The following is a 20,048-nucleotide window of genomic DNA, read 5'->3' as shown; positions in this document are numbered from 1 at the left end:
TCCGATTGGGTGTGGAGCGCATGGTGCAGCGCCTGCCGCATGCAGGCCAGTTGAATCTGACAAACTACGGATTCATGATTCCTGAATTGCTGGCAACCTGGGACACCGCACCATGCGCGAAATCAATCTGGACCGTCTGCGCACCCTGCTGACGGTGGCCGACCTGGGCTCGTTCGCCGCCGCCGCCAAGGTGCTGCACCTGGCGCCGCCCACGGTGACGCTGCATGTGGCGCAGCTCGAAGAGCGTCTGGGAACTCGTCTATTGCACCGCGCACCGGTCGGCGTCACCGCCACATCGGCGGGCAGCCTGCTGATAGACAAGGCGCGCCAGCTCCTGGCCGAGGCCGATGATCTCCTGCAGACCGTGCAGCGCCAGATCGCCACGCGCGGGGGCCGCGTGCGCCTGGGCGCCTCCACCGGCGCACTCGCGCACCTCTTGCCCCAGGCGCTGGAAACCCTGGCCGCCCGGCATCCCGAGATCGATGTGCAAGTGGCGGTGATGACCAGCGAGGAAGCCCTGGCGCGCCTGGCTGCCGGCAGCCTGGACATCGGCATCGTTGCCTTGCCGCAGCCCGTGCTGCGCGGGCTGCAGGTGCAGGCCTGGCGCCAGGACCCCGTGCTGGCCTTCATCCCGGCCGCCTGGAAGCCTCCGCGGCACATCACGCCCGCCTGGCTTGCAGCCCGTCCGCTGATCGCCAACGACCGTGGCACCCGGCTGTCGCGCCAGACTGCTGAATGGTTTGCCGCAGGCGGCGCCCGGCCGCAGGCACGGATCGAGCTGAACTACAACGACGCAATGAAGAGCCTGGTGGCGGCGGGCTACGGCGCCGCGCTGCTGCCCCATGAGGCCGGCGCACCGCAGCCTGACGCCCGCATCACCACGCGGCCCCTGCGGCCGGCACTGTCAAGGGCGTTGGGCATCGCGCATCGCAAAAGGCCGGATGACGACGCGACGACGGTGACGATTGAGGTTTTGATGGGGATGCGGGGGCGTTGACTTTGCTGATTGATGCCTGATTGACAGCAGGAATCAATAGAGCCGATGAGCGGACTGGAATAAACCTCGGCTTCATCCCAGTCCGTTTCGGTGCCTTGTTGATGCGATGGCACCATCACCGGCTTGACACTACGCTGGAATGAAAACGCCTATCGCGTCAACATTTGTGCCGGAACGACCAAAGAATCCACCCGCTGCTTCAGCAGGAATGGGGCCGAAGGGTTTCCCTCCGTCGCCTCCGTAGGGGCCGTAGGACTTCTTGTTGGTGGTAATGGTCAGGGAATCAATTCGACTTCCGCTTCGCCCTTGTATCGTAACGATGTGCTCGTTGCTGCCAAACTCGATCACAGTTTCTTCGCCGCCCCCGCCACCATGGCGTGCACCAGTGAGCTGTGTTCCGTCTGTCAGAAGCCATGTGGTTTGGATGGCATCGACTCTGGCTCCGTGCCTGATCGAAATCCTCACAATTCGAACCACTTGGGTCAGATCATCGGAAAATTCATCTCCACCCTGACCGCCGACTTGTTGACTTTTCTTGTAAGGCATATAGATCTCCGTTGTCAATCGCCCTTGGTTTTTTGGCTTCTACGGGGCGATGTTCATAGAAGCATAAGGCTCGAAAGCCAGAAGCTGGATTCAATGATTGGCCGAATGGCGACAATGGTTGTAGTGCGCTTCCAATGCAAATGAGGTGCGGTCGACAAGAGCACGCTCTGACGTTCATTGACCAAACGATCCCTCAGAAATGCGCGAAGTCAACACGATTTGATTTCTGGATATCAATAGCGGTACATCCGGTTTTTCGTCCTGTCATTGCGATCGCCATGGCAATATTTGCCACTGCCATCATCAGAGGTCTTCAGGCCATTCATTGCTGGCGTTTCATTCTGTCACATTGAATAAGCGGCGTCCATCGGAAGTTGGCAATTCAATCATTGGATTGAGAATGGCTTCTTCTTTTCAATGGTGGTGGTGCATTCTGATTGCATCAAATAGCTGCTGTACACACATTGCTGCCATTGCTCTCATTGCTCTCATTGCACCCATTGCAGCAATTGATGGCGGTGTGCGGTGGCAGTCTTGATAAAGCCGACAAGTTCGGACCACAGATGAGCAACCGCAAAGAGGCAAGTCCGCCATCGCGGCTCATGCACAGGCGCTGCCGACCCGAACCGGGCCTTCACCAGGTGCACCAAAGCAGGCCGCAGTGTCCAGGCTCCAGGCTCCCCGACATGATGGAAGTGCCGGGTTTCTTCAGACAGCCAGCGAGTCGGCAGGGGGCTTCGACCTGATATCAGGGACCTGCAGTTTTGCCACTTGACCTTCAACTCAACTTGAAGCTTAAGCTCCTTATCCTCTCATCACACAAGATGCTGCAAGGATCGATATGCAAACCATTTTGGGCGCCAATGGTCAGATCGCTGTGGAGCTGGCGCGCGAGCTCCACCGCAACTACACCCAGAACCTGCGCCTGGTCAGCCGCAAGCCGCGCAAGGTGAACGATACGGACGAGCTGGTGTCCGCCGACCTGATGAATTCCGCGCAAACCCTGGAGGCCGTGCGTGGCAGCGAGGTCGTGTACTTCACCGCTGGCCTGCCACCAGACACCGAGTTATGGGAGGGGCAATTTCCTGCCATGCTGCGCAACGCGCTCGATGCCACGCGGGCAGCGGGGGCCAAGTTTGTCTACTTCGACAACACCTACATGTACCCGCAAACCGCGCAGCGGCAGACCGAGGAAACCGCCTTTGCCCCGGTGGGCCGCAAGGGGCGCGTGCGCGCCTTGATGGCCGAGATGGTGCTGGCCGAGATGCAGCGCGGCGATATCCCCGTCGCCATTGCCCGCGCGCCAGAGTTCTACGGCCCCGGCAAAACCCAAAGCATCACCAACACCCTGGTGATCGGCCCGCTCAAGGCGGGCCAGAAGGCCAAAGTGCCGGTGCGTGACGACAAGCTGCGCACCCTGATCTGGACGCCCGATGCAAGCCGCGCCATGGCAGCCATTGGCAATGCGCAAGATGCGTATGGCCAGACCTGGCATCTGCCTTGCTGGGACGAGCGGCTGACCTATCAGGCCTTTGTGAACCTGGCGGCTGCAACCTTTGAGGTTGAGCCGCGCTACAAGGTACTGAGCCACCTGGCCATGGTGGTTGCTGGCTGGGTCTCCAAGCCCGTGCGCGAACTGCGTGAACTGCTGCCACGCTACGCGCACGACAATGTGTTTGATTCGTCCAAGTTCAAGCGCCGCTTTCCCGACTTTGCTGTCACCAGCTACGCACAGGGCCTCAAGCACATCGCGCAGGAGTCATCATGAGCACGCCACGTATCTTGCATGTCGTCACCAATGTCGCTCATTACGACGACCCTGCGCACGCCACAGGGCTGTGGCTGTCGGAGCTGACCCATGCCTGGGATGTGTTTGCTGCGCAAGGGTATCTGCAGCAACTGGTGAGCCCGCTGGGTGGCGCCGTACCGCTGGAGCCGCGCGCACTCCAATGGCCGCACTTCGATGCTTCGGCCAAAGCCTGGCTCGATGATCCCGCGCGCATGGCCCTGCTGGCGAACACTGCGGCACCTGCCGATATCGATGCGAACGATTTCGATGCCATCTACTTCACCGGAGGGCATGCGGTGATGTGGGATTTTCCCGATAGTGCGGGGCTGCAGCGCATCACACGCAGCATCTGGGAGCGAAGTGGCATCGTTGCATCGGTTTGCCACGGCTACTGCGGCCTGCTCAATACGCAGCTCAGCGACGGCTCTTTGCTGGTCGCGGGCAAACGGGTCACGGGTTTTTCATGGACGGAAGAAATCCTGGCCGGAGTGGCCCGGTCCATGCCCTACAACGCCGAGCAGGAAATGAAGATGCGCGGTGCGCGCTATCAAAAAGCCTTGCTGCCTTTTATGTCGTATGTGGTGGCCGATGGCCGCCTCATCACCGGGCAAAACCCGGGGTCGGCCAAAGCGACTGCAAAGCAGGTGGTGCAGGCTTTGGCAAGGCGCTAGGGCCACGTTCCAAACTGCCGAAGGCCTATGCCGCGCTTGCCCGCTTCTTGTGTCCGGTGCGCATGAGCTTGCCCATTTTTTCTTCGGCCGCTGCTTCAGAGGCCAGGGATTCGGATTGCTGGGCCAGTACATGGGAGAGCACACGGCGTGCGTTGTCATGGCAATCCATGTTGTCTGGCCGCGCTTCAATATCGGACAACAAAGCCTGCAACTGCTTTTTGCTGGCCTGCAGCTTTTTCTCCATGGCCTTGATATCGGCAATTTTTTGGCGCAGCGCGCCCACGACGGCCTCATGGTCCCAGCCTTGCAGGCCGGGCGGCAAGAGTGCACGGATTTCATCCAGGCTGAAGCCCACGCCCTGCGCCATTGCAATCAGCTCCAGCATCTGCACCATCTCAGGCGGATAGCTGCGGTAGCCATTCAAGCCACGCTCAGCCGCTTGCAGCAGGCCGCTTTGCTCATAAAAACGAATGCGTGATGTGGACAGGCCTGTGCGTTTGCTCAGTTCGCCAATGTTCATACGTGACCTCGGCAGGGATGCCTTGACCTTCAATAAGACTTGAAGCTTATCGCATTCGCAAGCCCTTCGCTCCAGCGGCAATTTGCGGCGAGTGCAACGTGCAAGCGAGGCAACCTGACGCAGCTCGGTCAGCCGCTGACCAGCCTGCACGCCTGCTTTGACTGCCGTGGCTACCGTATCTGCCGGGTGTCATGGCCCCGTGGAAGCCGCCGCTTGCGCAATAGACCCCTGCGCGCGAACTGTATGGATGGACAGTAGAATTTCGGGCTCGATAGTTTCCACAAGGGAAGGGTCTGGACATGTCCGCAGAACTCGAACAAGAAGTCGTCTCAATCTTCGAAGACCGCCTTTGGCATCACAACGGCTGGGAGGCCCGCGTCATCAAGAATGAAGACGACGATGGCTGGGCCGTTGCCATGACCCAGGACGGCCAGGCGGAGCCAAGCCTGGTCGGCCCGTGGACCATGGGCCGCGACAAGAAAAATCCCAAGCCGCTGGACGTTTCCGCCTTCAACACGCTCGTGAAGACGGCGCACGAGGTGATGCGCCGGCATGAGCAGCATCTGGCAGCGCAGTTGCACAAGGATGTGCAGATCGTGGTGGGCGGGTCACGCGTGACCGTCTCTCTGGATATCGAGCCCGATGAGGACAATCCCAGCGCCACGCTCACCGCCACTGCCGCCGACGGCAGCGAGCTGGCCAAGGTGGGAGTCAGGCCGGACCATCAGCTCACCCGGACGTCTGCGCAAGCTTGGGCAGAGGCAAGCTACCCCCGTCCCAGCGAGGACTGAGCCGCGGGCAAGGCCGGGGAATCGGGGGGGGGCTGTTTCACAGCTGCCTTCCAGGGCGGATATGCGGATATGCGGCTTTGCGGCTTTGCCACACGCTCTAGATGTGCAGCATGGCCAGCCCGCCCACGCCAAGGCCCAGCGCTGCCACGCCGAGCATGGCGTATTCCAGCCATTTCTTCTTGGTCAGCAGCGCGATGGCTGCAAGGGCAATGGCGACCTGCAGCGCGGTGGTGGCCTGCGCCCAGCGGTGATGCAGGTGCATCTGCATCTCTGACTTCTCGTCCCATTGCCGGGCCTCTGCTTCGAGGCGGTCGGCATCGCGCTTGATGTCGTCCTTTTCCTTTTCGTAGCGCTCCACCTTGGCCTGGTAGGCCGCCCGCCTGTCCTCCGTGGTCGCCAGATCACGCGCGAACTCGGACAGCGATTGCTTGGTGCTCTTGGCCTGGAAGAAGGCCCACTGGTTGGCCGCTTCGGTCTTCTTGATGGCTGCGTCGTTCTTGTACAGCCCGGCATTGGCCTGGGTGGCGCCGCCCATGTACGCGAAGATGGCGCCCACCGTGGCGATGACTGCCGTGCACATGGCGATCTGGTTGGTCAGGCTGCCGCCGCCGATGCCGTGGTGGGCGGTTTGGCCATGCTCGCCCTGGGCAGCATGTTCGAGTTCGTGATCGTGTGGGCCGTGGACGTGAAAGCCGCCGGAAGACATAGGTGCCAATTCCTTGATGCAATGGGGTGGCGCATTATGGGGCCGGCCTGGCGGCAATCCAGGGCTCCCAGGATGTGCGGGCGCATGGCCCGCTTGGAGGTCAGCGCCTTGGCTGACGGCCTGCAGATGGGGGAGTGGGATCAGGCGGCAGTCGCGCGGTGCGGCAGCGCTGCGAGCAGTATTTGACCTCGTCCCAATCACGTGCCCATTTTTTGCGCCATGTGAACGCAAGACCGCAGCACGCACACAGCTTGGAGGGCAGGTGGGGCTTCTTGTGCATGGCGCGGGCGTTCCTGCAGTTCAGCGCGTCAGCGTGGCCAGGGCGCGCCGGGCCAGCGCCCGTCCGCTGAGCCAGGCGCCTTCGACGCCTGCGCCGCACATCCAGTCGCCGCACAGGCCCAGGCCCGCAGGCGCGTCCCACCAGCAGCGGTTGACCAGGTGGGGTGCCGGCAGCGCATAGCGCCAGCGGTGGGCAGTGACGCGCAGGCCGCCTGGCAGAGAGTCGGACAGAGAGCCGGCCAGGGCCTCGAATGCCTGCAGCAGTTGCCCGGCCACGGATTCAGCGTCCGATTCGATGTGATCCTGGCTCCACCGTGCACTGGCATGCAGTACCCAGGTCTGCTGCCCTTGCTGCCCTTGCCGCCCTGGCTTGGCGCTGTCGCGTGCCACCCAGCACAGCGGGCCATCCGTGATTTCTGCCGCATCCCAGTCCAGCGGCAGGGGGGCGTCGGTGCGGAGCATGGCCACCCAGCAAGGCTGCATGCGTGCGCTGGCGGCCAGTGCCGCAGCATAGGGCGAGACCGGCTCCAGCAAGGCTGCCGCCTGCGGTGCAGGCACTGCCAGCACCAGGGCGCAGTATTCCGGCCCCATCTGCCCTTGTTCGGCACAGTGCACTGTCCAGCGGGCAGGCCCGTGCTGCAAATGCTGCACCGTGGCCTGCAGGTGCAGCCGTACGCCATGCCCCTGCTGTCCAAGCCGCTGGACAAGAAACGCTGCGGGAGAGGTCATGCGCGGCACGCCCACCCAGCGGTCGGGGCCTGCCTCTGCGGGCACCGCGTCTGTGCCCTGCAGGCGCACTGCGCGCGGACGCCAGGCGGCGACAACGCCGTGCTGCTCCCACTGGCGCACCTCCTGCACAAACTCCGGGTCCTGGGCTGCAAACGATGGGGCGCCGTGATCGCACTGCCACGCACCCTGCGGATCCTGCGCGCGCCGTGTGCTCATGCGCCCGGATGGGCCTCGGCTTTTCTCGAAGATATCCACGCGGCAGCCAGCCTCGGCCAGCAACTGTGCGCAGGCCAAACCCGCCATTCCTGCGCCGATCACCGCGACGGGGGGCAGGCTGTTCACAAGGCCTCCTGGCTGCGCGCTTCCTGGTGGCGCTCATGGCTGACCCAGATCAGCGCGCCGGTATCGACGCCCAGTTCCCCGGCCTTGGCGACGATGGATTGCAGCGTCTGCGGGGGCAGTTTCGGCTCCCTGGCCAGTATCCAGCAGTACTGCGTGTCCGGCCCGAGGACCAGCGCCCAGCGGTAGTCAGGGTCCAGGGCGGCCACATGGTAGCCGCCGTAGAACGGGCCGAAGAAAGAGACCTTGAGCGAAGCCGTGTCCGGCTTGCCCGTGAACAGGGCCTTGCCGACGGCGCGCTGCCACTGGCCCCGGGGCACGGAAAACCCCCGGTTCACCACCTTCACGCTGCCGTCTGCCTGCGGCGTGTACTCGGCGGTCACATCGGTCATGCCCCGCTCGAAACCATGGTCCAGCCGCGCCAGTTCGTACCACAGGCCCTGGTAGCGCTGCAGGTCGAACGGTGAGACGGGCGTGACCGAGCCTGGCGGGCGCATGCTGGCGCAACCGCTGGCCAGCAGGCCGGCGCCAAGGGTCGCTGCCAGCAGGGTGCGCCGCCTGGCGATGAAGACGGGGCGGGGGGCGGGAAAGTTCATGCGTATGTCCTTGATGTTCTTGTCGTCTGCCGCCATCGGGCGACCAGCGGTTGCAGATCCGTGAGATGGCGCACCGGCGTGATGCCCGTGACAGGGTTGGAATAGAGCGCCGGGCATGCTCCACCGGCCCACAACTCGATGGCCGGCGGCAGGTGGCTGCGCAGCTCGCCCAGGCAAGCCTGCGCCATCGCTCCGTTGTGGGCGCTGCTGAAGCTCAGCCCCACGATGTCGGCGCGATGCGCCCGCGCGGCCTGTGCCACGTCACCGATGGGCGTCTGGGTGCCCAGCGATACGCAGTTGCAGCCTTCCAGGGCCAGCAGGGCTTCGACCATGAGCAGGCCCAGTCCATGCATCTCCTGCGGCAGCGTGGTCAGCAACACCTTGGGCGCGGGCGGCGGGGAAGGCGGGATGAGCGAGGCGATCGCCTGCCTCAAGACGCCGGTGAGCACCTCGGTGTACAGGTGCTCTTCGAACACTTCAAAACGCCCCTGTGCCCAGAATTCACCGACCGCCGTGGTCAGCGGGGCCACGAGCGTGGTCACGAAACCGGCCAGGCCCATGCGCGACTGGGCCAGGCTCAGGCAATGCCTGAGCTGGGCGGGATCATGGGCGGCAATGGCGTTGAGCATGGGTGCGAAGCGGTCAGAGTCTGCTGCATTCTCTGAATTTGTCCTGGACAAATTCATGGCTGGCGAGGTGTCGGCGCGGGCCAGCAGCGCCTGCAGGCCGTCCAGATCCACGCCCATCAGCTTGCTGGGGCGCAGCCCTGTATCCATGAGCCGCCGGATCAGGGTCAGTTGTCGAACCTGGTCTGCCGGGTAGCGGCGATCGCCTGCCGAATCCCGTTCAGGCCTTGGAAAGCCGTAGCGTCTTTCCCAGACACGCAGGGTGTCCTTGGCAAGTCCGGTCTCGCGTTCGACGGCCGAGATGGGCAGCCCGGGGCCAGGCGCCAAAGGCAGGGGGTCAGAAAGTGGCGTCATTGATCTGAAGGGAACAAAACGTCCGGCCATGGCCGGAATGTTTTGAGGGATTTTGCGAATTGTCTAGGACAAAAATATGTTTTGTCCAATATATTACATAGAGAAACAAAGCACAGGCCCGCTGGCCGCCACCCGGCAGCCGCTGGCGCGAGTGCTCTGTAGATCCCGGCCAGGAGATGACTGCCCCAGGCGCAGGCGAGGCTTGACATCGTGATCGCCGCGCCCGTGTGCAGTCTTTCCGGCTACGCAGTCCGTACCGATGATCATCATGAATTTGTCCAACTGGCCACTGGCCCGCCGTCTCGCAGCTGCCTTCGCATGCGTCATCGCCATTTTTCTTCTTGTCATCGCGCTGGCCGTGAGCAGCCAGGCCCGGCTCAAGGAGGCCCAGCAATGGAACGAGCACACCTTCAAGGTGATGTCCCAGGGACAGCGCATGCTCACGGGCATGGTCAACATGGAGACGGCCTCGCGGGGCTATCTCCTGTCGGGCGACTCCCGTTTTCTGGCCCCCTGGGATGAAGGACTCAAGGAGTTCGAGGCCTCCTGGCAGGAGGCCGTACGCCTGACCGAGGACAACCCCGCCCAGCAGCGCCGGCTCGACGGTATCCGGCTGCGCCATCGTGAATTCGTTCAGGCGGTGCAGCCGCTGCAGGCGCTGCGGCGGCAAGTTCAGGACGGCACGGCGACGGTCGAGGATCTGGTTCGCGAGTTCTCCCTGGGGCGCGAGAAGGCGGCCATGGATGGGCTGCGCGCACTGCAGGCGGACCTGGTGCGGGAGGAGGAGCAGCTCATGGCCGAGCGCCTGACACGCACCGAGTCGCTGGCGGCAATGACGCTGGCGTTCGAGCTGGGGGGCGCGCTGGTGGCCGTCGTGCTGGCCGCCTTGCTGGGCACCTGGGTCACGCGCTCCATCACCGGCCCCATCGGCCGGGCCATCCAGGTGGCACGCGCGGTGGCCTGCGGGGATCTGACGCAGCGGGTGGAGGCCACCACCCACGATGAAGTGGGGACCCTGCTGCGCAGCCTCGGCGAGATGAGTGATGCGCTATCGCAGGTCGTGGCCGTCGTGCGCAGCGGCAGCGAATCCGTGGCAAGTGCAAGCACCCAGATTGCCCAGGGCAACACCGACCTGTCCTCGCGAACCGAAAGCCAGGCCAGCGCGCTTGAACAAACTGCGGCCTCCATGGAACAGCTCGGAGCGACCGTGACCCAGAACGCGGATGGCGCGGGCAAGGCCAACGCGCTCGCGCAGCAGGCCAGCGGCGTGGCCGGGCAGGCGGGCGAGGTGGTCACCCAGGTCGTGGACACGATGAAGGGCATCAGTGAAAGTTCGCGCCGCATCGCCGACATCATCAACGTCATTGACGGCATCGCGTTCCAGACCAACATCCTGGCGCTGAACGCTGCGGTGGAGGCTGCACGAGCCGGTGAACAGGGCCGCGGCTTCGCTGTAGTGGCCTCCGAGGTCCGCAGCCTGGCCGGCCGCAGCGCGGCGGCGGCCAAGGAGATCAAGGCCCTGATCTCCGACAGCGTCGAGCGGGTCGAACAGGGCTCTGTGCTGGCCGACCGCGCGGGGGGCACCATGGCTGAAGTGGTGATGAGCATACGCAGCGTCACCGACCTCATGGGCGAGATCAGCGCGGCTTCTGCCGAACAACGCAGCGGCGTGGCACAAGTGGGCGAGGCGGTCACGCAGATGGACCAGGCGACGCAGCAAAACGCGGCCCTGGTGGAGGAAATGGCGGCGGCAGCCACGAGCCTGCGCCAGCAGGCGCATGACCTTGTGCAGTCCGTGAGCGTTTTTCGCCTGGGGCCTCAGGCGCAGGGTTGAGGCAGGGTTGGCGCAGGGGTGAGGCAGGGTTGATGCACCGGGTGAAGACACGGTGCGGGACCCTGGGAGAGCGGGCCCCTCTACAGGAGCCGGAGCATCAGCCGCTGCTGCCGTCCTGCCCGGGGCACCGGCCGGCGTTCAAACAGTTGCGCCATGGCCCGGGAGGGCCGGAGCCCGCAGGTCGCGCCATCCGGTTTTCCGAACGGCGCCTGCATTTCATTGTTCGGATTTCCGTTCCACCTTATGCATAAAAGTAAGGTCGATATAGGCGAATCAAGCAGTTAGCGCGCGGCGCAGGTGCCGGATGCGGCTGGCACGGTCTGTGCACTGTCAGGCGCAGGCCACGTGCGTCGTGGTTGTGTGTGCAGGGAGACAAGCCCGTCTTCGCAATGGCATCCGGCAGAGGCCCGGGGGCTGCGGCGGACCGGGCTCGCTTGCAAGACCGAAATACGTCCAACGAAAAAATCCGCATGAAATTCAATCGCTTGACCACCATGGTGCTCGTGGCCATGGTCCTCGGCGTGCTGGTGGGCTATGCCTGCAACAGCTACGCGCCCACGCCCGAGGCCGCCAAGGAAATCGCCAGCTACTTCGGCATCCTCACCGATGTCTTCCTGCGCATGATCAAGATGATCATCGCGCCCCTGGTGTTCGCCACCCTGGTGTCGGGCCTGGCCAACATGGGCGACGCCAAGGCCGTGGGCCGCATCGGCGGCCGCGCGCTGGGCTGGTTCATCGTGGCCTCGTTCTGCTCGCTGGCCATCGGCCTGATCTATGCGAACGTGCTGCAGCCCGGCCATGGCCTGAGCGTGGCCCTGCCGTCGTCGGCCGAAGGGCTGAACCTCAAGACCTCGGCGCTGAACCTCAAGGACTTCATCGCCCACGTGTTCCCCAAGAACATCTTCGAGGCCATGGCGACCAACGAGGTGCTGCAGATCCTGGTGTTCGCGCTGTTCTTCGGCATTGCGCTGGGCAACCTGCACAACCAGGCCGCGCGTTCCATGGTGGGCCTGATGGACGAAGTGGTCCACATCATGCTCAAGGTCACCGACTACGTGATGCGCTTCGCCCCCGTGGGCGTGTTCGGCGCCGTGGCCGGCACCATCACCATCCATGGCCTGGGCATGCTGTCGGTGTTCGGCAAGTTCATGCTGTGCTTCTACCTGGCCCTGGCCACGCTGTGGGTGCTGCTGATCGTGGCCGGCTACGTCGTGCTGGGCCGTGACATCTTCCGCCTGCTGAACCTGATCCGCGGCCCGCTGCTGGTGGGCTTTTCCACGGCCAGCAGCGAATCGACCTATCCCAAGCTGATGGAGCAGCTGGAGAAGTTCGGCATCAAGCCGCGCATCATCGGCTTCGTGCTGCCGCTGGGCTACTCGTTCAATCTCGATGGCTCCATGGTCTACACCACCTTCCTGGCCATCTTCATCGCCCAGGCCTACGGCATCGACATGACACTGACGGCCCAGATCACCATGCTGCTGGTGCTGATGGTCTCCAGCAAGGGCATTGCCGGCGTGCCGCGCGCCTCGCTGGTGGTGGTGGCCGCCGTGCTGCCCATGTTCGGCCTGCCCGAGGCCGGCATCCTGCTGATCCTGGGCATCGACCATTTCCTGGACATGGGCCGCACGCTGACCAATGTGCTGGGCAATGCCATTGCCACGGCCGTGGTGGCCAAGTGGGAAGGCGCGGTCGATCCGAATGCCACCACGGACGACGACGAGTCGCTGCTGCCCATGGAGCACTCCCAGGAAGGGCGGCCCGCTGTCTCGGCCTGAGGCCCAGGCGGCGCTGGGGGGCACTGATAACATTGGTGCCTTCACCATGCCCGCCCGCCGCCCCCTGCGCCAGCTCATCCTGCTTTTGCTGTGGCTTGCCCTGAGCGGGCTGAGCGGCTGGGGTGCGTACCTGATGGCGCAGCGGCTGGGCATCGCCGATCTGCGTGCCACGGGCATGCACCGGCTGGAGCTGTACGGCGCCAGCCTGCAGCGCGAGATCGGCAAGTACGCCTTCCTGCCCGACGTGCTGGCACTGGAAGGCAATGTGCAAAGGCTGCTGGCCGAGCCCGGCGACGAGCAGCTCACCAACCGCGTCAACGCCTACCTGGAGCAGCTCAACGACCGCGCGGGCACGCTGACCGCCTACCTGGTCGATGCGCGCGGCCATGTCGTGGCCTCCAGCAACTGGCGGCGCTCCGACAGCTACATGGGCGAGGACCTGAGCTTTCGCCCCTACTACCGCACGGCCATGGCCACGGGCAGCGCGCGCTTCTTCGGCATAGGCACCACGCGCGGCGAGCCCGGCTACTACCTGGCCTCCACCCTGGGCGACGACACCCACACGCTGGGCGTGGCCGTGGTCAAGGTCAGCCTGGACCAGCTGGAGCAATCGTGGTCCACGGTGGAGGCGCCCGTGCTGGTGGGCGACGAGAACGGCGTCGTCATCCTGGGCACGGTCTCCGACTGGAAATTCACCACCTTGCGCACGCTGGACGAGGGCACCCGCGCCGCCTTCGACCACACGCGCCAGTACAACCGCCGCGCGCTGGAGCCGCTGGGCCTGCAGGTGCTGCGCGACCTGGGCCAGGGCGCGCGCCTGGTGCGCATTGCCCGCCATGGCGAGGAATCGCCGGGCTCGGTCTACCCGGTCAGCGGCCGCTTCCTGGCCCAGTCGCGCCAGCTGCCGGGCACGCCCTGGACGATCACCGTGCTCTCGCACCTGGAGCAGGTCGACCAGCTGGCCCAGAGCCGCGCGCTGGCCGCGGCCGTGGGCGCGGCCTTTGTGCTGCTGCTGGCCATGATGGTCAACGAGCGCCGCCGCCACCTGCGCGACCGGCTGGCCGCGCGCGAGGCGCTGCAGGCCGCGCACGACGAGCTCGAGCGCAAGGTGGAGCAGCGCACGGCCGACCTGTCGGCCGCCAACGAGGCGCTGCAGGCCGAGGTGGCCGAGCGCACCCACGCCGAGGCCACGCTGCGCGCCGCCCAGGACGAACTGGTGCAGGCCGGCAAGCTGGCCGTGATAGGCCAGCTGTCCACGGGCGTGGCCCATGAACTCAACCAGCCGCTGACGGCGCTGCGCACCCTGGCCGGCAACAGCCAGCGCTTTCTGGAGCGCGGCGATACCGAAACCACGCGCGTGAACCTGGAGCGCATGGCGCAGCTGGCCGACCGCATGGGCCGCATCACCGGCCAGCTGCGCAACTTTGCGCGCAAGTCCAGCGGCGCCAGCCAGGCCGTGCCGCTGGCGCGTGCCCTGGACAATGCGCTGGCCGTGCTGGAGTCGCGCGTGGCCGAGACCGGCGCCCGCATCCTGCGCGATGACGGCGTGCCCGAGGCCGTGGCCTGGTGCGACCGCAACCGCATCGAGCAGGTGCTGATCAACCTGATCAACAACTCCCTGGACGCCATGCGCGGCCAGCCCGCGCCCTGCCTGGAGCTGGCCTGCGCCGTGGCCGATGGCCGCGCCCAGGTCACCGTGCGCGACCACGGGCCGGGCCTGAGCGAAGCGGCGCAGGCCCATCTGTTCCAGCCGTTTTTCACCACCAAGGAAGAGGGCGTGGGCCTGGGCCTGGGGCTGGCGCTGTCGGCCGGCATCGTGCGTGAATGCGGCGGCACGCTGACGGGCAGCAACCATCCGGGCGGCGGCGCCGTCTTCACGCTGAGCCTGGCCCTGGCTCCCTCCACACCCTCTGCCGACACACCATGACCGACGCCCTCAAAGTCCTGATCATCGAGGACGACCCCGACATCGTGCTCGGCTGCGAGCAGGCGCTGCAGCTCGAAGGCATCGCCTGCGAAAGCGTGGGCAGCGCCGAGCAGGCGCGCCGGCGCCTGTCGCGCGACTTCGCGGGCATCGTAGTCAGCGACATCCGCCTGCCGCGCATGGACGGCATGGCCTTCCTGCGCGAACTGGTGGCCATGGATGCCGAGCTGCCCGTGGTGCTGATCACCGGCCACGGCGACATCTCCATGGCCGTGCAGGCCATGAAGGACGGCGCCCAGGACTTCATCCAGAAACCCTTCGCCCCCGAAACCCTGGTCGGCGCCGTGCGCCGCGCCCTGGAGCGCCGGCGCCTGGTGCTGGAAGTGCGGGCGCTGCGCCAGCAGCTGGACCAACGCGACAGCCTGGAGCACCGGCTGATAGGCCGCGCGCCCAACATGCGCCAGCTGCGCCAGATGCTCACGGGGCTGGCGCAAAGCGCGGCCGATGTGCTGATCCAGGGCGAGACCGGCACGGGCAAGGAACTGGTGGCGCGCTGCCTGCACGAGGCCAGCGCGCGGCGCGATGGCAACTTCGTGGCCGTCAACTGCGGCGGCCTGCCCGACACGCTGTTCGACAGCGAGATGTTCGGCAGCGAGGCCGGCGCCTATACCGGCGCGGGCAAGAAGCGCATCGGCAAGCTGGAGCACGCCAGCGGCGGCACGCTGTTCCTGGACGAGATCGAGAGCATGCCCGTGCCCATGCAGATCAAGCTGCTGCGCGTGCTGCAGGAGCGTGTGCTGGAGCGCCTGGGCTCCAACACCCTGATCCCCATCGACTGCCGCGTGATCGCGGCTACCAAGGTGGATCTGCTGGAATTGAGCCGGCAAGGCCTGTTCCGCGCCGACCTCTACTACCGCCTGAACGTGGCCACCGTCTCGCTGCCGCCGCTGCGCGAGCGGCGCGAGGACGTGCCGCTGCTGTTCGAGCATTTCGCGCTGCAGGGCGCGGCGCGCCACCAGCGGCCCGTGCCCGAGCTGACCACCGCGCGCGTGCAGCAGTTGCTGGGCTATGACTGGCCCGGCAACGTGCGCGAGCTGCGCAACGTGGCCGAGCGCACGGTGCTGGGCATCGAGACCGGCTCGCCCCCCTTCGGCCAGCCGGCCGGCACCACCGCGCAGGACACCGCGCCCCGGCCGCTGTCCGCCACCGTCGAGGCCTTCGAGCGCGCCCTCATCGCCGACGCCCTGCGCCGCCACGGCGGCAGCCTGGCACGCACGGCCGAAGCCCTGGGCAGCCCCAAGACCACGCTGCACGACAAGATCCGCAAGTACGGGCTGGATGGGTAGGCACCCTCAACCCCGCTCCCCGAACTCCACGCTTTCGCGCGTCCAGTGCCGTGCCTGCTCGCTCAGGCTCAGTCCCAGGCCGGGGCGGGTGGGCACGAGCATGCGGCCATTGGCGATTTCCAGGCGTTCGTTGAACAGCGGCGCCAGCCAGTCGAAGTGTTCCACCCAGGGCTCGTTGGCGCAGGTGGCGGCCAGGTGCACATGCAGCTCCATGGCGAAGTGGGGCGCCAGGCTCAGGTGGGCCAGTTCGGCCTGGGCCGCGATCTGCAGGAAGGGCGTGATGCCGCCCACGCGCGGCGCGTCGGGCATGAGGAAGTCGGCGCTGCGGTGGCGTATGAGATCGCCGTGCTCGGCGGCGCTGGTCAGCATCTCGCCGGTGGCGATCGGCGTGTCGAAGCGCGCGGCCAGCGCGGCATGGCCTTCGTGGTCGTAGGCGTCCAGCGGCTCCTCGATCCAGACCAGGTTGAATTCCTCGAAGACACGGCACATGCGCTGGGCCGTGGGGCGGTCCCATTGCTGGTTGGCATCGACCATGATGGGCGCGGCATCGCCCAGGTGGGCGCGCATGGCCTCCACGCGCCGTATGTCCAGCGCGCAGTCGGGCTGGCCCACCTTGAGCTTGATGCCGCCAATGCCGCGCTCCAGCGAGGCGCTGGCGTTGCGCTTGAGCTCATCGAGCGGCGTGTGCAAAAAGCCTCCCGAGGTGTTGTAGCAGCGCACGGATTCGCGCTGCGAGCCCAGCAGCTTGGACAGCGACAGGCCCGCGCGGCGCGCCTTGATGTCGTACAGCGCCACGTCGAAGGCCGCGATGGCCTGCACGGCCAGCCCGCTGCGGCCCACGGAGGCGCCGGCCCAGCACATGCGCGTCCACAGCCGCGCAATGTCGCTGGGGTCTTCGCCCAGCAGGGAGGGCGCGATCTCGCTGGCATGGGCGAACTGGCCGGGGCCGCCTGCGCGCTTGGCGTAGCTCAGGCCCAGGCCCCAGTGGCCGTCGCGGGTCTGGATCTCGGCGAACAGCATGGCGACCTCGGTCATGGGCTTTTGGCGGCCCGTGAGCACCTTGGCATCGCTGATGGGCCGGGCCAGGGGGAGGTAGCAGGACGACAGGCGTATCCACTGGATGCGGTCCTGGCTGGTGGTTTCGGAGAGCGCGGAAGAGGTCATGGCTGCGGGAGTGCGGTGGTTGGGAAAAGGACAGGGGCAGGCATCAGTCGATGCTGATCTTTCCGGCCTCGATGACCGTCTTCCAGCGCGCGTATTCCTGGCGCTGGAACTCGGCGAACTGCTGGGGCGTGCCGGCCACCATCTCGTAGCCGATGGAGACGAACTGCTCGCGCACCCGGGGATCGTTGAGCGCCTCGACAAAGGCCGCATGGGCCTTGTCGCGCAGCGCAGGCGGCAGGCCCTTGGGCGCGACGATGGCCTGCCAGGAGGCGACCTCCACGTTCTTCACCCCGGCCTCGGCCAGCGTGGGCAGGTCCGGCAGCACGGGCGAGCGGCGCGGGCTGGTTACGGCCAGGGCACGCATCTTGCCGGCCCGGATGTGCTGTATCACGGCATTGATGTTCTGGAACGAGGCATCGACCTGGCCGCCGATCAGGTCGGCATGGGCCGGTGCGCCACCCTTGTAGGGGATGTGCACGCCCTGGGTGCCCGTCTGCTGCCAGAACAGTTCGGCCGTCAGGTGGTCGCTGGAGCCGTGGCCGGCCGAGGCAAAGCTCATCTTGCCCGGATGGGCCTTGAGGTGGGCGACCACGTCGGCCACGCTGTTGTGCGGCGAGGCGGCAGGCACGACCAGCACGTTGGGCGACTGCACAGCCACGGTGATCAGGTCGAAGTCCTTGAGCGCGTCGTAGGGCAGGTTCTTGATCAGGTGGGGCACGATGACCAGCGGGCCCAGCGAGGTGACGAGAAAGGTCTGCCCGTCCGCCGCCGCGCGCTGCACGAAGGCTGCGCCGATGGTGCCCGTGGCGCCGGCCTTGTTTTCCACCACGAAGGACTGCCTGAGCTTGTCGCCCAGCCTGGGCGCCACGGCGCGCGCGACCTGGTCGGTGGAGCCGCCGGCGGGGAAGGGCACGACCAGGGTGACCGGCCTGTCGGGCCAGGCCTGGGCCGACGCAGAAAAGGCAGCGAGTGCGGCCAGGGCCAGCGCCATGGCACGAAGAATGTGATTCATCTTGTCTCCTGATTTGTGAATGACATCGTTGTCATTTCCGGGGAAATGAAAAAGCGCCGATGCCATTTTGTAGATGCAAGGATTTGCGCTTTCAGCAAAATGATATCGTTGTCATTTTGGCTGTCAATCACGATTTCTGCGATGCAGGGCAGGCCTGGCGCCCGTGCGTGGAGGGCGGTCTGCTATCTTCAGGCCCGTCCCCGATACCAGCCCGCGATCGCGCTTGCCCATGAACACACCCACACCACCCAGGCCCGCCACGCTGCACGACGTGGCCGAGGCGGCCGGCGTCTCGCTGATCACGGCCTCGCGCGCACTGGGCAATCCTTCCATCGTTTCGGAGAAGACGCGCGAGCGCGTGCGCCAGGCCGTGGAGGCCACGGGCTATATCCCCAACCTGCTGGCCGGCGGGCTCAAGTCCAGGCGCAGCCGCATGGTGGCGGGCGTGGTGCCTGCGCTTTCGGTGTCGCAGTTCCTGCCCACGGTGCAGTCATTGACGGCCACGCTGGCGCAGGAGGGCTATCAGCTGCTGCTGGGCCAGACCTTCTACGACGAGCAGCGCGAGGAAGAGGTGCTCAACGCCATGATCGGGCGCCAGCCCGACGGCATTGTGATGATGGGCCTGGTGCAGTCCGGCAAGGCGCGCGAGCGGCTGCGCAGGACCGGCATTCCCGTGGTGGAAACCTGGGACTTCAGCGACCGGCCGCTGGACATGGTGGTGGGCTTTTCCCACCTGAAGGTGGGCAGCGCGCTGGCCGGCTATTTCCTCTCGCACGGCCTGCAGCGCGTGGGCATGGCCACGGGCAGCGACCACCGGGCCCAGCAGCGGCGCGAGGGCTTTCTTGCAGCCTGGGGCCGCGAGGTGCCCACGGTCACCGTGTCCGCGCCCGGCAGCCTGGAGCTGGGCCGGCAGGCGCTGGGCCAGTTGCTGGCGCAGCAGCCTGATCTGCAGGCTGTGGTCTGCAGCTCGGACATGCTGGCCCACGGCATTTTGGTGGAAGCTCAGGCGCGCGGCCTGCGCGTGCCCGTGGACCTGGCCGTCTCGGGCTTCGGCAATGCCGATTTCGCGGCCCATCTGCTGCCGTCGCTGACCACCGTGCATGTGGACGGGCCGGGCATAGGCCGCCTGGCCGCCGAACTCGTGCTGGCACGCTGCCAGGGCCGCAGTGCCGGGCGCTCGGCGTTCGACCTGGGGTTCGAGCTGATCGAGCGGGATTCGACCCGCCGAGCTTAGAGGGTCAGCACACGGCAGCTGCCTGGCGCTCGGTCGCCAGCCCGAACAGGCTGCCCAGCGCGTGCTGGATTTCATCAGGCGCCAGCTGCTTGGTCTCGGTGCCGCTGGCCGTGATGGTCTTGAGCGCGTCGCCCACCAGGATCATGCGGCCGGCCGGCTGGTGCAGCACCACCACCCGCTTTTGCACGAAGATGGCGTCCGGGTGCGTGGAGTTCAGGTAGTTGGCAGGGGCGAAATCCACCCATTCCTGGGGCGACAGGTTGAAGGCGTACTGGTTGGCCCATTCACCGTCCACGCGGGCCTGCAGCAGGTACTCGCCCTGGTCGTCCAGGCTCAGGCGGAAGGTGTCGCCGTCCTGGCGGACCTCGGTGTCCAGCACGTCCAGGGCCATGGGGGCGCGTATGCCGTAGCTGCCAAAGCCCAGGTCGCACAGCCAGCGCCGTCCCTCGACCTCGGCCACCAGGGCCATGTGGGTGCGGGGGCGGCGTGCCGGATAGAACATGGGCCGCGCCGCCACAAAGCGGTAGGCAATGCCCAGGGCCTGCAGCGCCATGGCGAACAGGCCGTTCACCTCGTAGCAGTAGCCGCCCCGGGCGCCGCCGAGGATCTTGCCCGCAATGTCTTCGGGCACCAGAGAGACGATCTTGCCGGCCTGCACGTCCAGGTTCTCGAAAGGCACGGAAAACAGCTGCTGGCGCATCAGCGCATGCAGGGTGGCGGCATCTGCCTGGGCGGAGTCCCCGGCACTGAAGCCGATGCGGCGGAAATAGGCCTGGAGATCGAAATTGCTGGCTTGCATGGGTTTCCTCGGGT

At 66.0% G+C, this 20,048-nt stretch carries 19 protein-coding genes; 9 read left to right on the top strand and 10 right to left on the bottom strand.

The window, feature by feature from the left end; genetic code table 11:
• Positions 1-112 precede the first annotated feature (112 nt).
• The gene (locus ACF8O7_RS23870; RefSeq protein WP_126312591.1) at positions 113-997 is read left to right on the top strand and encodes a LysR family transcriptional regulator; all 885 of its coding nucleotides are present in this window, start codon (positions 113-115) and stop codon (positions 995-997) included.
• 129 nt (positions 998-1,126) lie between these two features.
• On the opposite strand, the gene ACF8O7_RS23865 is transcribed toward ACF8O7_RS23870, so the two are convergent.
• On the bottom strand, positions 1,127-1,543 hold the full coding sequence (locus ACF8O7_RS23865) for a jacalin-like lectin (RefSeq protein ID WP_074922946.1): 417 nt from the start codon (positions 1,541-1,543) through the stop codon (positions 1,127-1,129).
• A gap of 841 nt (positions 1,544-2,384) precedes the next feature.
• On the opposite strand from ACF8O7_RS23865, the gene ACF8O7_RS23860 reads away from it, so the two are divergent.
• Together ACF8O7_RS23860 and ACF8O7_RS23855 are read left to right on the top strand one after the other, a co-directional pair.
• On the top strand, positions 2,385-3,311 hold the full coding sequence (locus ACF8O7_RS23860) for an NAD-dependent epimerase/dehydratase family protein (protein WP_034366705.1): 927 nt from the start codon (positions 2,385-2,387) through the stop codon (positions 3,309-3,311).
• Entirely contained in the window at positions 3,308-4,003 is a 696-nt protein-coding gene (locus tag ACF8O7_RS23855) for a type 1 glutamine amidotransferase domain-containing protein (RefSeq protein ID WP_310044069.1), read from the top strand. Before ACF8O7_RS23860 ends, ACF8O7_RS23855 begins: the two co-directional genes overlap by 4 nt.
• A gap of 25 nt (positions 4,004-4,028) precedes the next feature.
• Here the strand turns inward: ACF8O7_RS23855 and ACF8O7_RS23850 are convergent, their stop codons facing one another.
• A complete protein-coding gene (locus tag ACF8O7_RS23850; RefSeq protein WP_046239206.1) occupies positions 4,029-4,523 on the bottom strand; it encodes a MerR family transcriptional regulator in 495 nt (164 codons plus the stop codon).
• A 299-nt stretch (positions 4,524-4,822) separates the two neighbouring features.
• Between ACF8O7_RS23850 and ACF8O7_RS23845 the strand changes: the two genes are divergently transcribed.
• Positions 4,823-5,314 (top strand): hypothetical protein, encoded by a 492-nt coding sequence (locus ACF8O7_RS23845; protein ID WP_392444417.1) that lies wholly within the window; start codon positions 4,823-4,825, stop codon positions 5,312-5,314.
• A 97-nt stretch (positions 5,315-5,411) separates the two neighbouring features.
• On the opposite strand, the gene ACF8O7_RS23840 is transcribed toward ACF8O7_RS23845, so the two are convergent.
• The 5 genes from ACF8O7_RS23840 to ACF8O7_RS23820 all read right to left on the bottom strand — a co-directional run bounded on the left by ACF8O7_RS23840 (position 5,412) and on the right by ACF8O7_RS23820 (position 8,943).
• Positions 5,412-6,020, bottom strand: coding sequence for a DUF4337 domain-containing protein (locus ACF8O7_RS23840; RefSeq protein ID WP_012206105.1), 609 nt, complete (start codon positions 6,018-6,020; stop codon positions 5,412-5,414).
• Between the two features lie 100 nt (positions 6,021-6,120).
• On the bottom strand, positions 6,121-6,300 hold the full coding sequence (locus ACF8O7_RS23835; protein ID WP_013801983.1) for a DUF2256 domain-containing protein: 180 nt from the start codon (positions 6,298-6,300) through the stop codon (positions 6,121-6,123).
• A 20-nt stretch (positions 6,301-6,320) separates the two neighbouring features.
• Complete coding sequence (locus tag ACF8O7_RS23830; protein WP_126311515.1) at positions 6,321-7,370, bottom strand: NAD(P)/FAD-dependent oxidoreductase; 1,050 nt, start codon at positions 7,368-7,370, stop codon at positions 6,321-6,323.
• The gene (locus tag ACF8O7_RS23825) at positions 7,367-7,999 is read right to left on the bottom strand and encodes a lipocalin family protein (RefSeq protein ID WP_047327458.1); all 633 of its coding nucleotides are present in this window, start codon (positions 7,997-7,999) and stop codon (positions 7,367-7,369) included. Before ACF8O7_RS23825 ends, ACF8O7_RS23830 begins: the two co-directional genes overlap by 4 nt.
• A complete protein-coding gene (locus tag ACF8O7_RS23820) occupies positions 7,960-8,943 on the bottom strand; it encodes a MerR family transcriptional regulator (RefSeq protein ID WP_392444415.1) in 984 nt (327 codons plus the stop codon). The genes ACF8O7_RS23825 and ACF8O7_RS23820 overlap by 40 nt, the downstream gene beginning before the upstream one ends.
• A gap of 259 nt (positions 8,944-9,202) precedes the next feature.
• Here ACF8O7_RS23820 and ACF8O7_RS23815 point away from each other — a divergent pair, with 259 nt between their 5' ends.
• The 4 genes from ACF8O7_RS23815 (at position 9,203) to ACF8O7_RS23800 (ending at position 15,825) form a co-directional block, all read left to right on the top strand.
• Positions 9,203-10,777, top strand: a complete 1,575-nt coding sequence (locus ACF8O7_RS23815; protein WP_016446286.1) for a methyl-accepting chemotaxis protein — start codon at positions 9,203-9,205, stop codon at positions 10,775-10,777.
• A 470-nt stretch (positions 10,778-11,247) separates the two neighbouring features.
• Positions 11,248-12,555: a dicarboxylate/amino acid:cation symporter gene (locus ACF8O7_RS23810; protein WP_016446285.1), complete on the top strand. Its 1,308-nt coding sequence runs from the start codon at positions 11,248-11,250 to the stop codon at positions 12,553-12,555.
• A 46-nt stretch (positions 12,556-12,601) separates the two neighbouring features.
• Positions 12,602-14,482: an ATP-binding protein gene (locus tag ACF8O7_RS23805; RefSeq protein ID WP_016446284.1), complete on the top strand. Its 1,881-nt coding sequence runs from the start codon at positions 12,602-12,604 to the stop codon at positions 14,480-14,482.
• On the top strand, positions 14,479-15,825 hold the full coding sequence (locus ACF8O7_RS23800) for a sigma-54 dependent transcriptional regulator (RefSeq protein WP_016446283.1): 1,347 nt from the start codon (positions 14,479-14,481) through the stop codon (positions 15,823-15,825). Before ACF8O7_RS23805 ends, ACF8O7_RS23800 begins: the two co-directional genes overlap by 4 nt.
• A 6-nt stretch (positions 15,826-15,831) precedes the next feature.
• Here the strand turns inward: ACF8O7_RS23800 and ACF8O7_RS23795 are convergent, their stop codons facing one another.
• Positions 15,832-16,989: a mandelate racemase/muconate lactonizing enzyme family protein gene (locus ACF8O7_RS23795; protein ID WP_126311511.1), complete on the bottom strand. Its 1,158-nt coding sequence runs from the start codon at positions 16,987-16,989 to the stop codon at positions 15,832-15,834.
• A gap of 43 nt (positions 16,990-17,032) precedes the next feature.
• Positions 17,033-18,001 carry a tripartite tricarboxylate transporter substrate binding protein gene (locus ACF8O7_RS23790; RefSeq protein WP_126311510.1) on the bottom strand — a complete coding sequence of 323 codons (969 nt, stop codon included), beginning with the start codon at positions 17,999-18,001 and terminating at the stop codon, positions 17,033-17,035.
• A 229-nt stretch (positions 18,002-18,230) separates the two neighbouring features.
• On the opposite strand from ACF8O7_RS23790, the gene ACF8O7_RS23785 reads away from it, so the two are divergent.
• Entirely contained in the window at positions 18,231-19,235 is a 1,005-nt protein-coding gene (locus ACF8O7_RS23785) for a LacI family DNA-binding transcriptional regulator (RefSeq protein ID WP_280047680.1), read from the top strand.
• 4 nt (positions 19,236-19,239) lie between these two features.
• Here ACF8O7_RS23785 and ACF8O7_RS23780 read toward each other — a convergent pair whose 3' ends face one another.
• Entirely contained in the window at positions 19,240-20,034 is a 795-nt protein-coding gene (locus ACF8O7_RS23780; protein ID WP_046988158.1) for an arylamine N-acetyltransferase, read from the bottom strand.
• Positions 20,035-20,048: the final 14 nt, after the last annotated feature.

It is taken from the genome of Delftia sp. WSY_16, from assembly GCF_043104415.1.
Taxonomy (GTDB): domain Bacteria; phylum Pseudomonadota; class Gammaproteobacteria; order Burkholderiales; family Burkholderiaceae_C; genus Comamonas; species Comamonas tsuruhatensis.
Note: the sequence above shows the minus strand (reverse complement) of the source record. Positions and strands in the feature narration are given on the sequence as shown.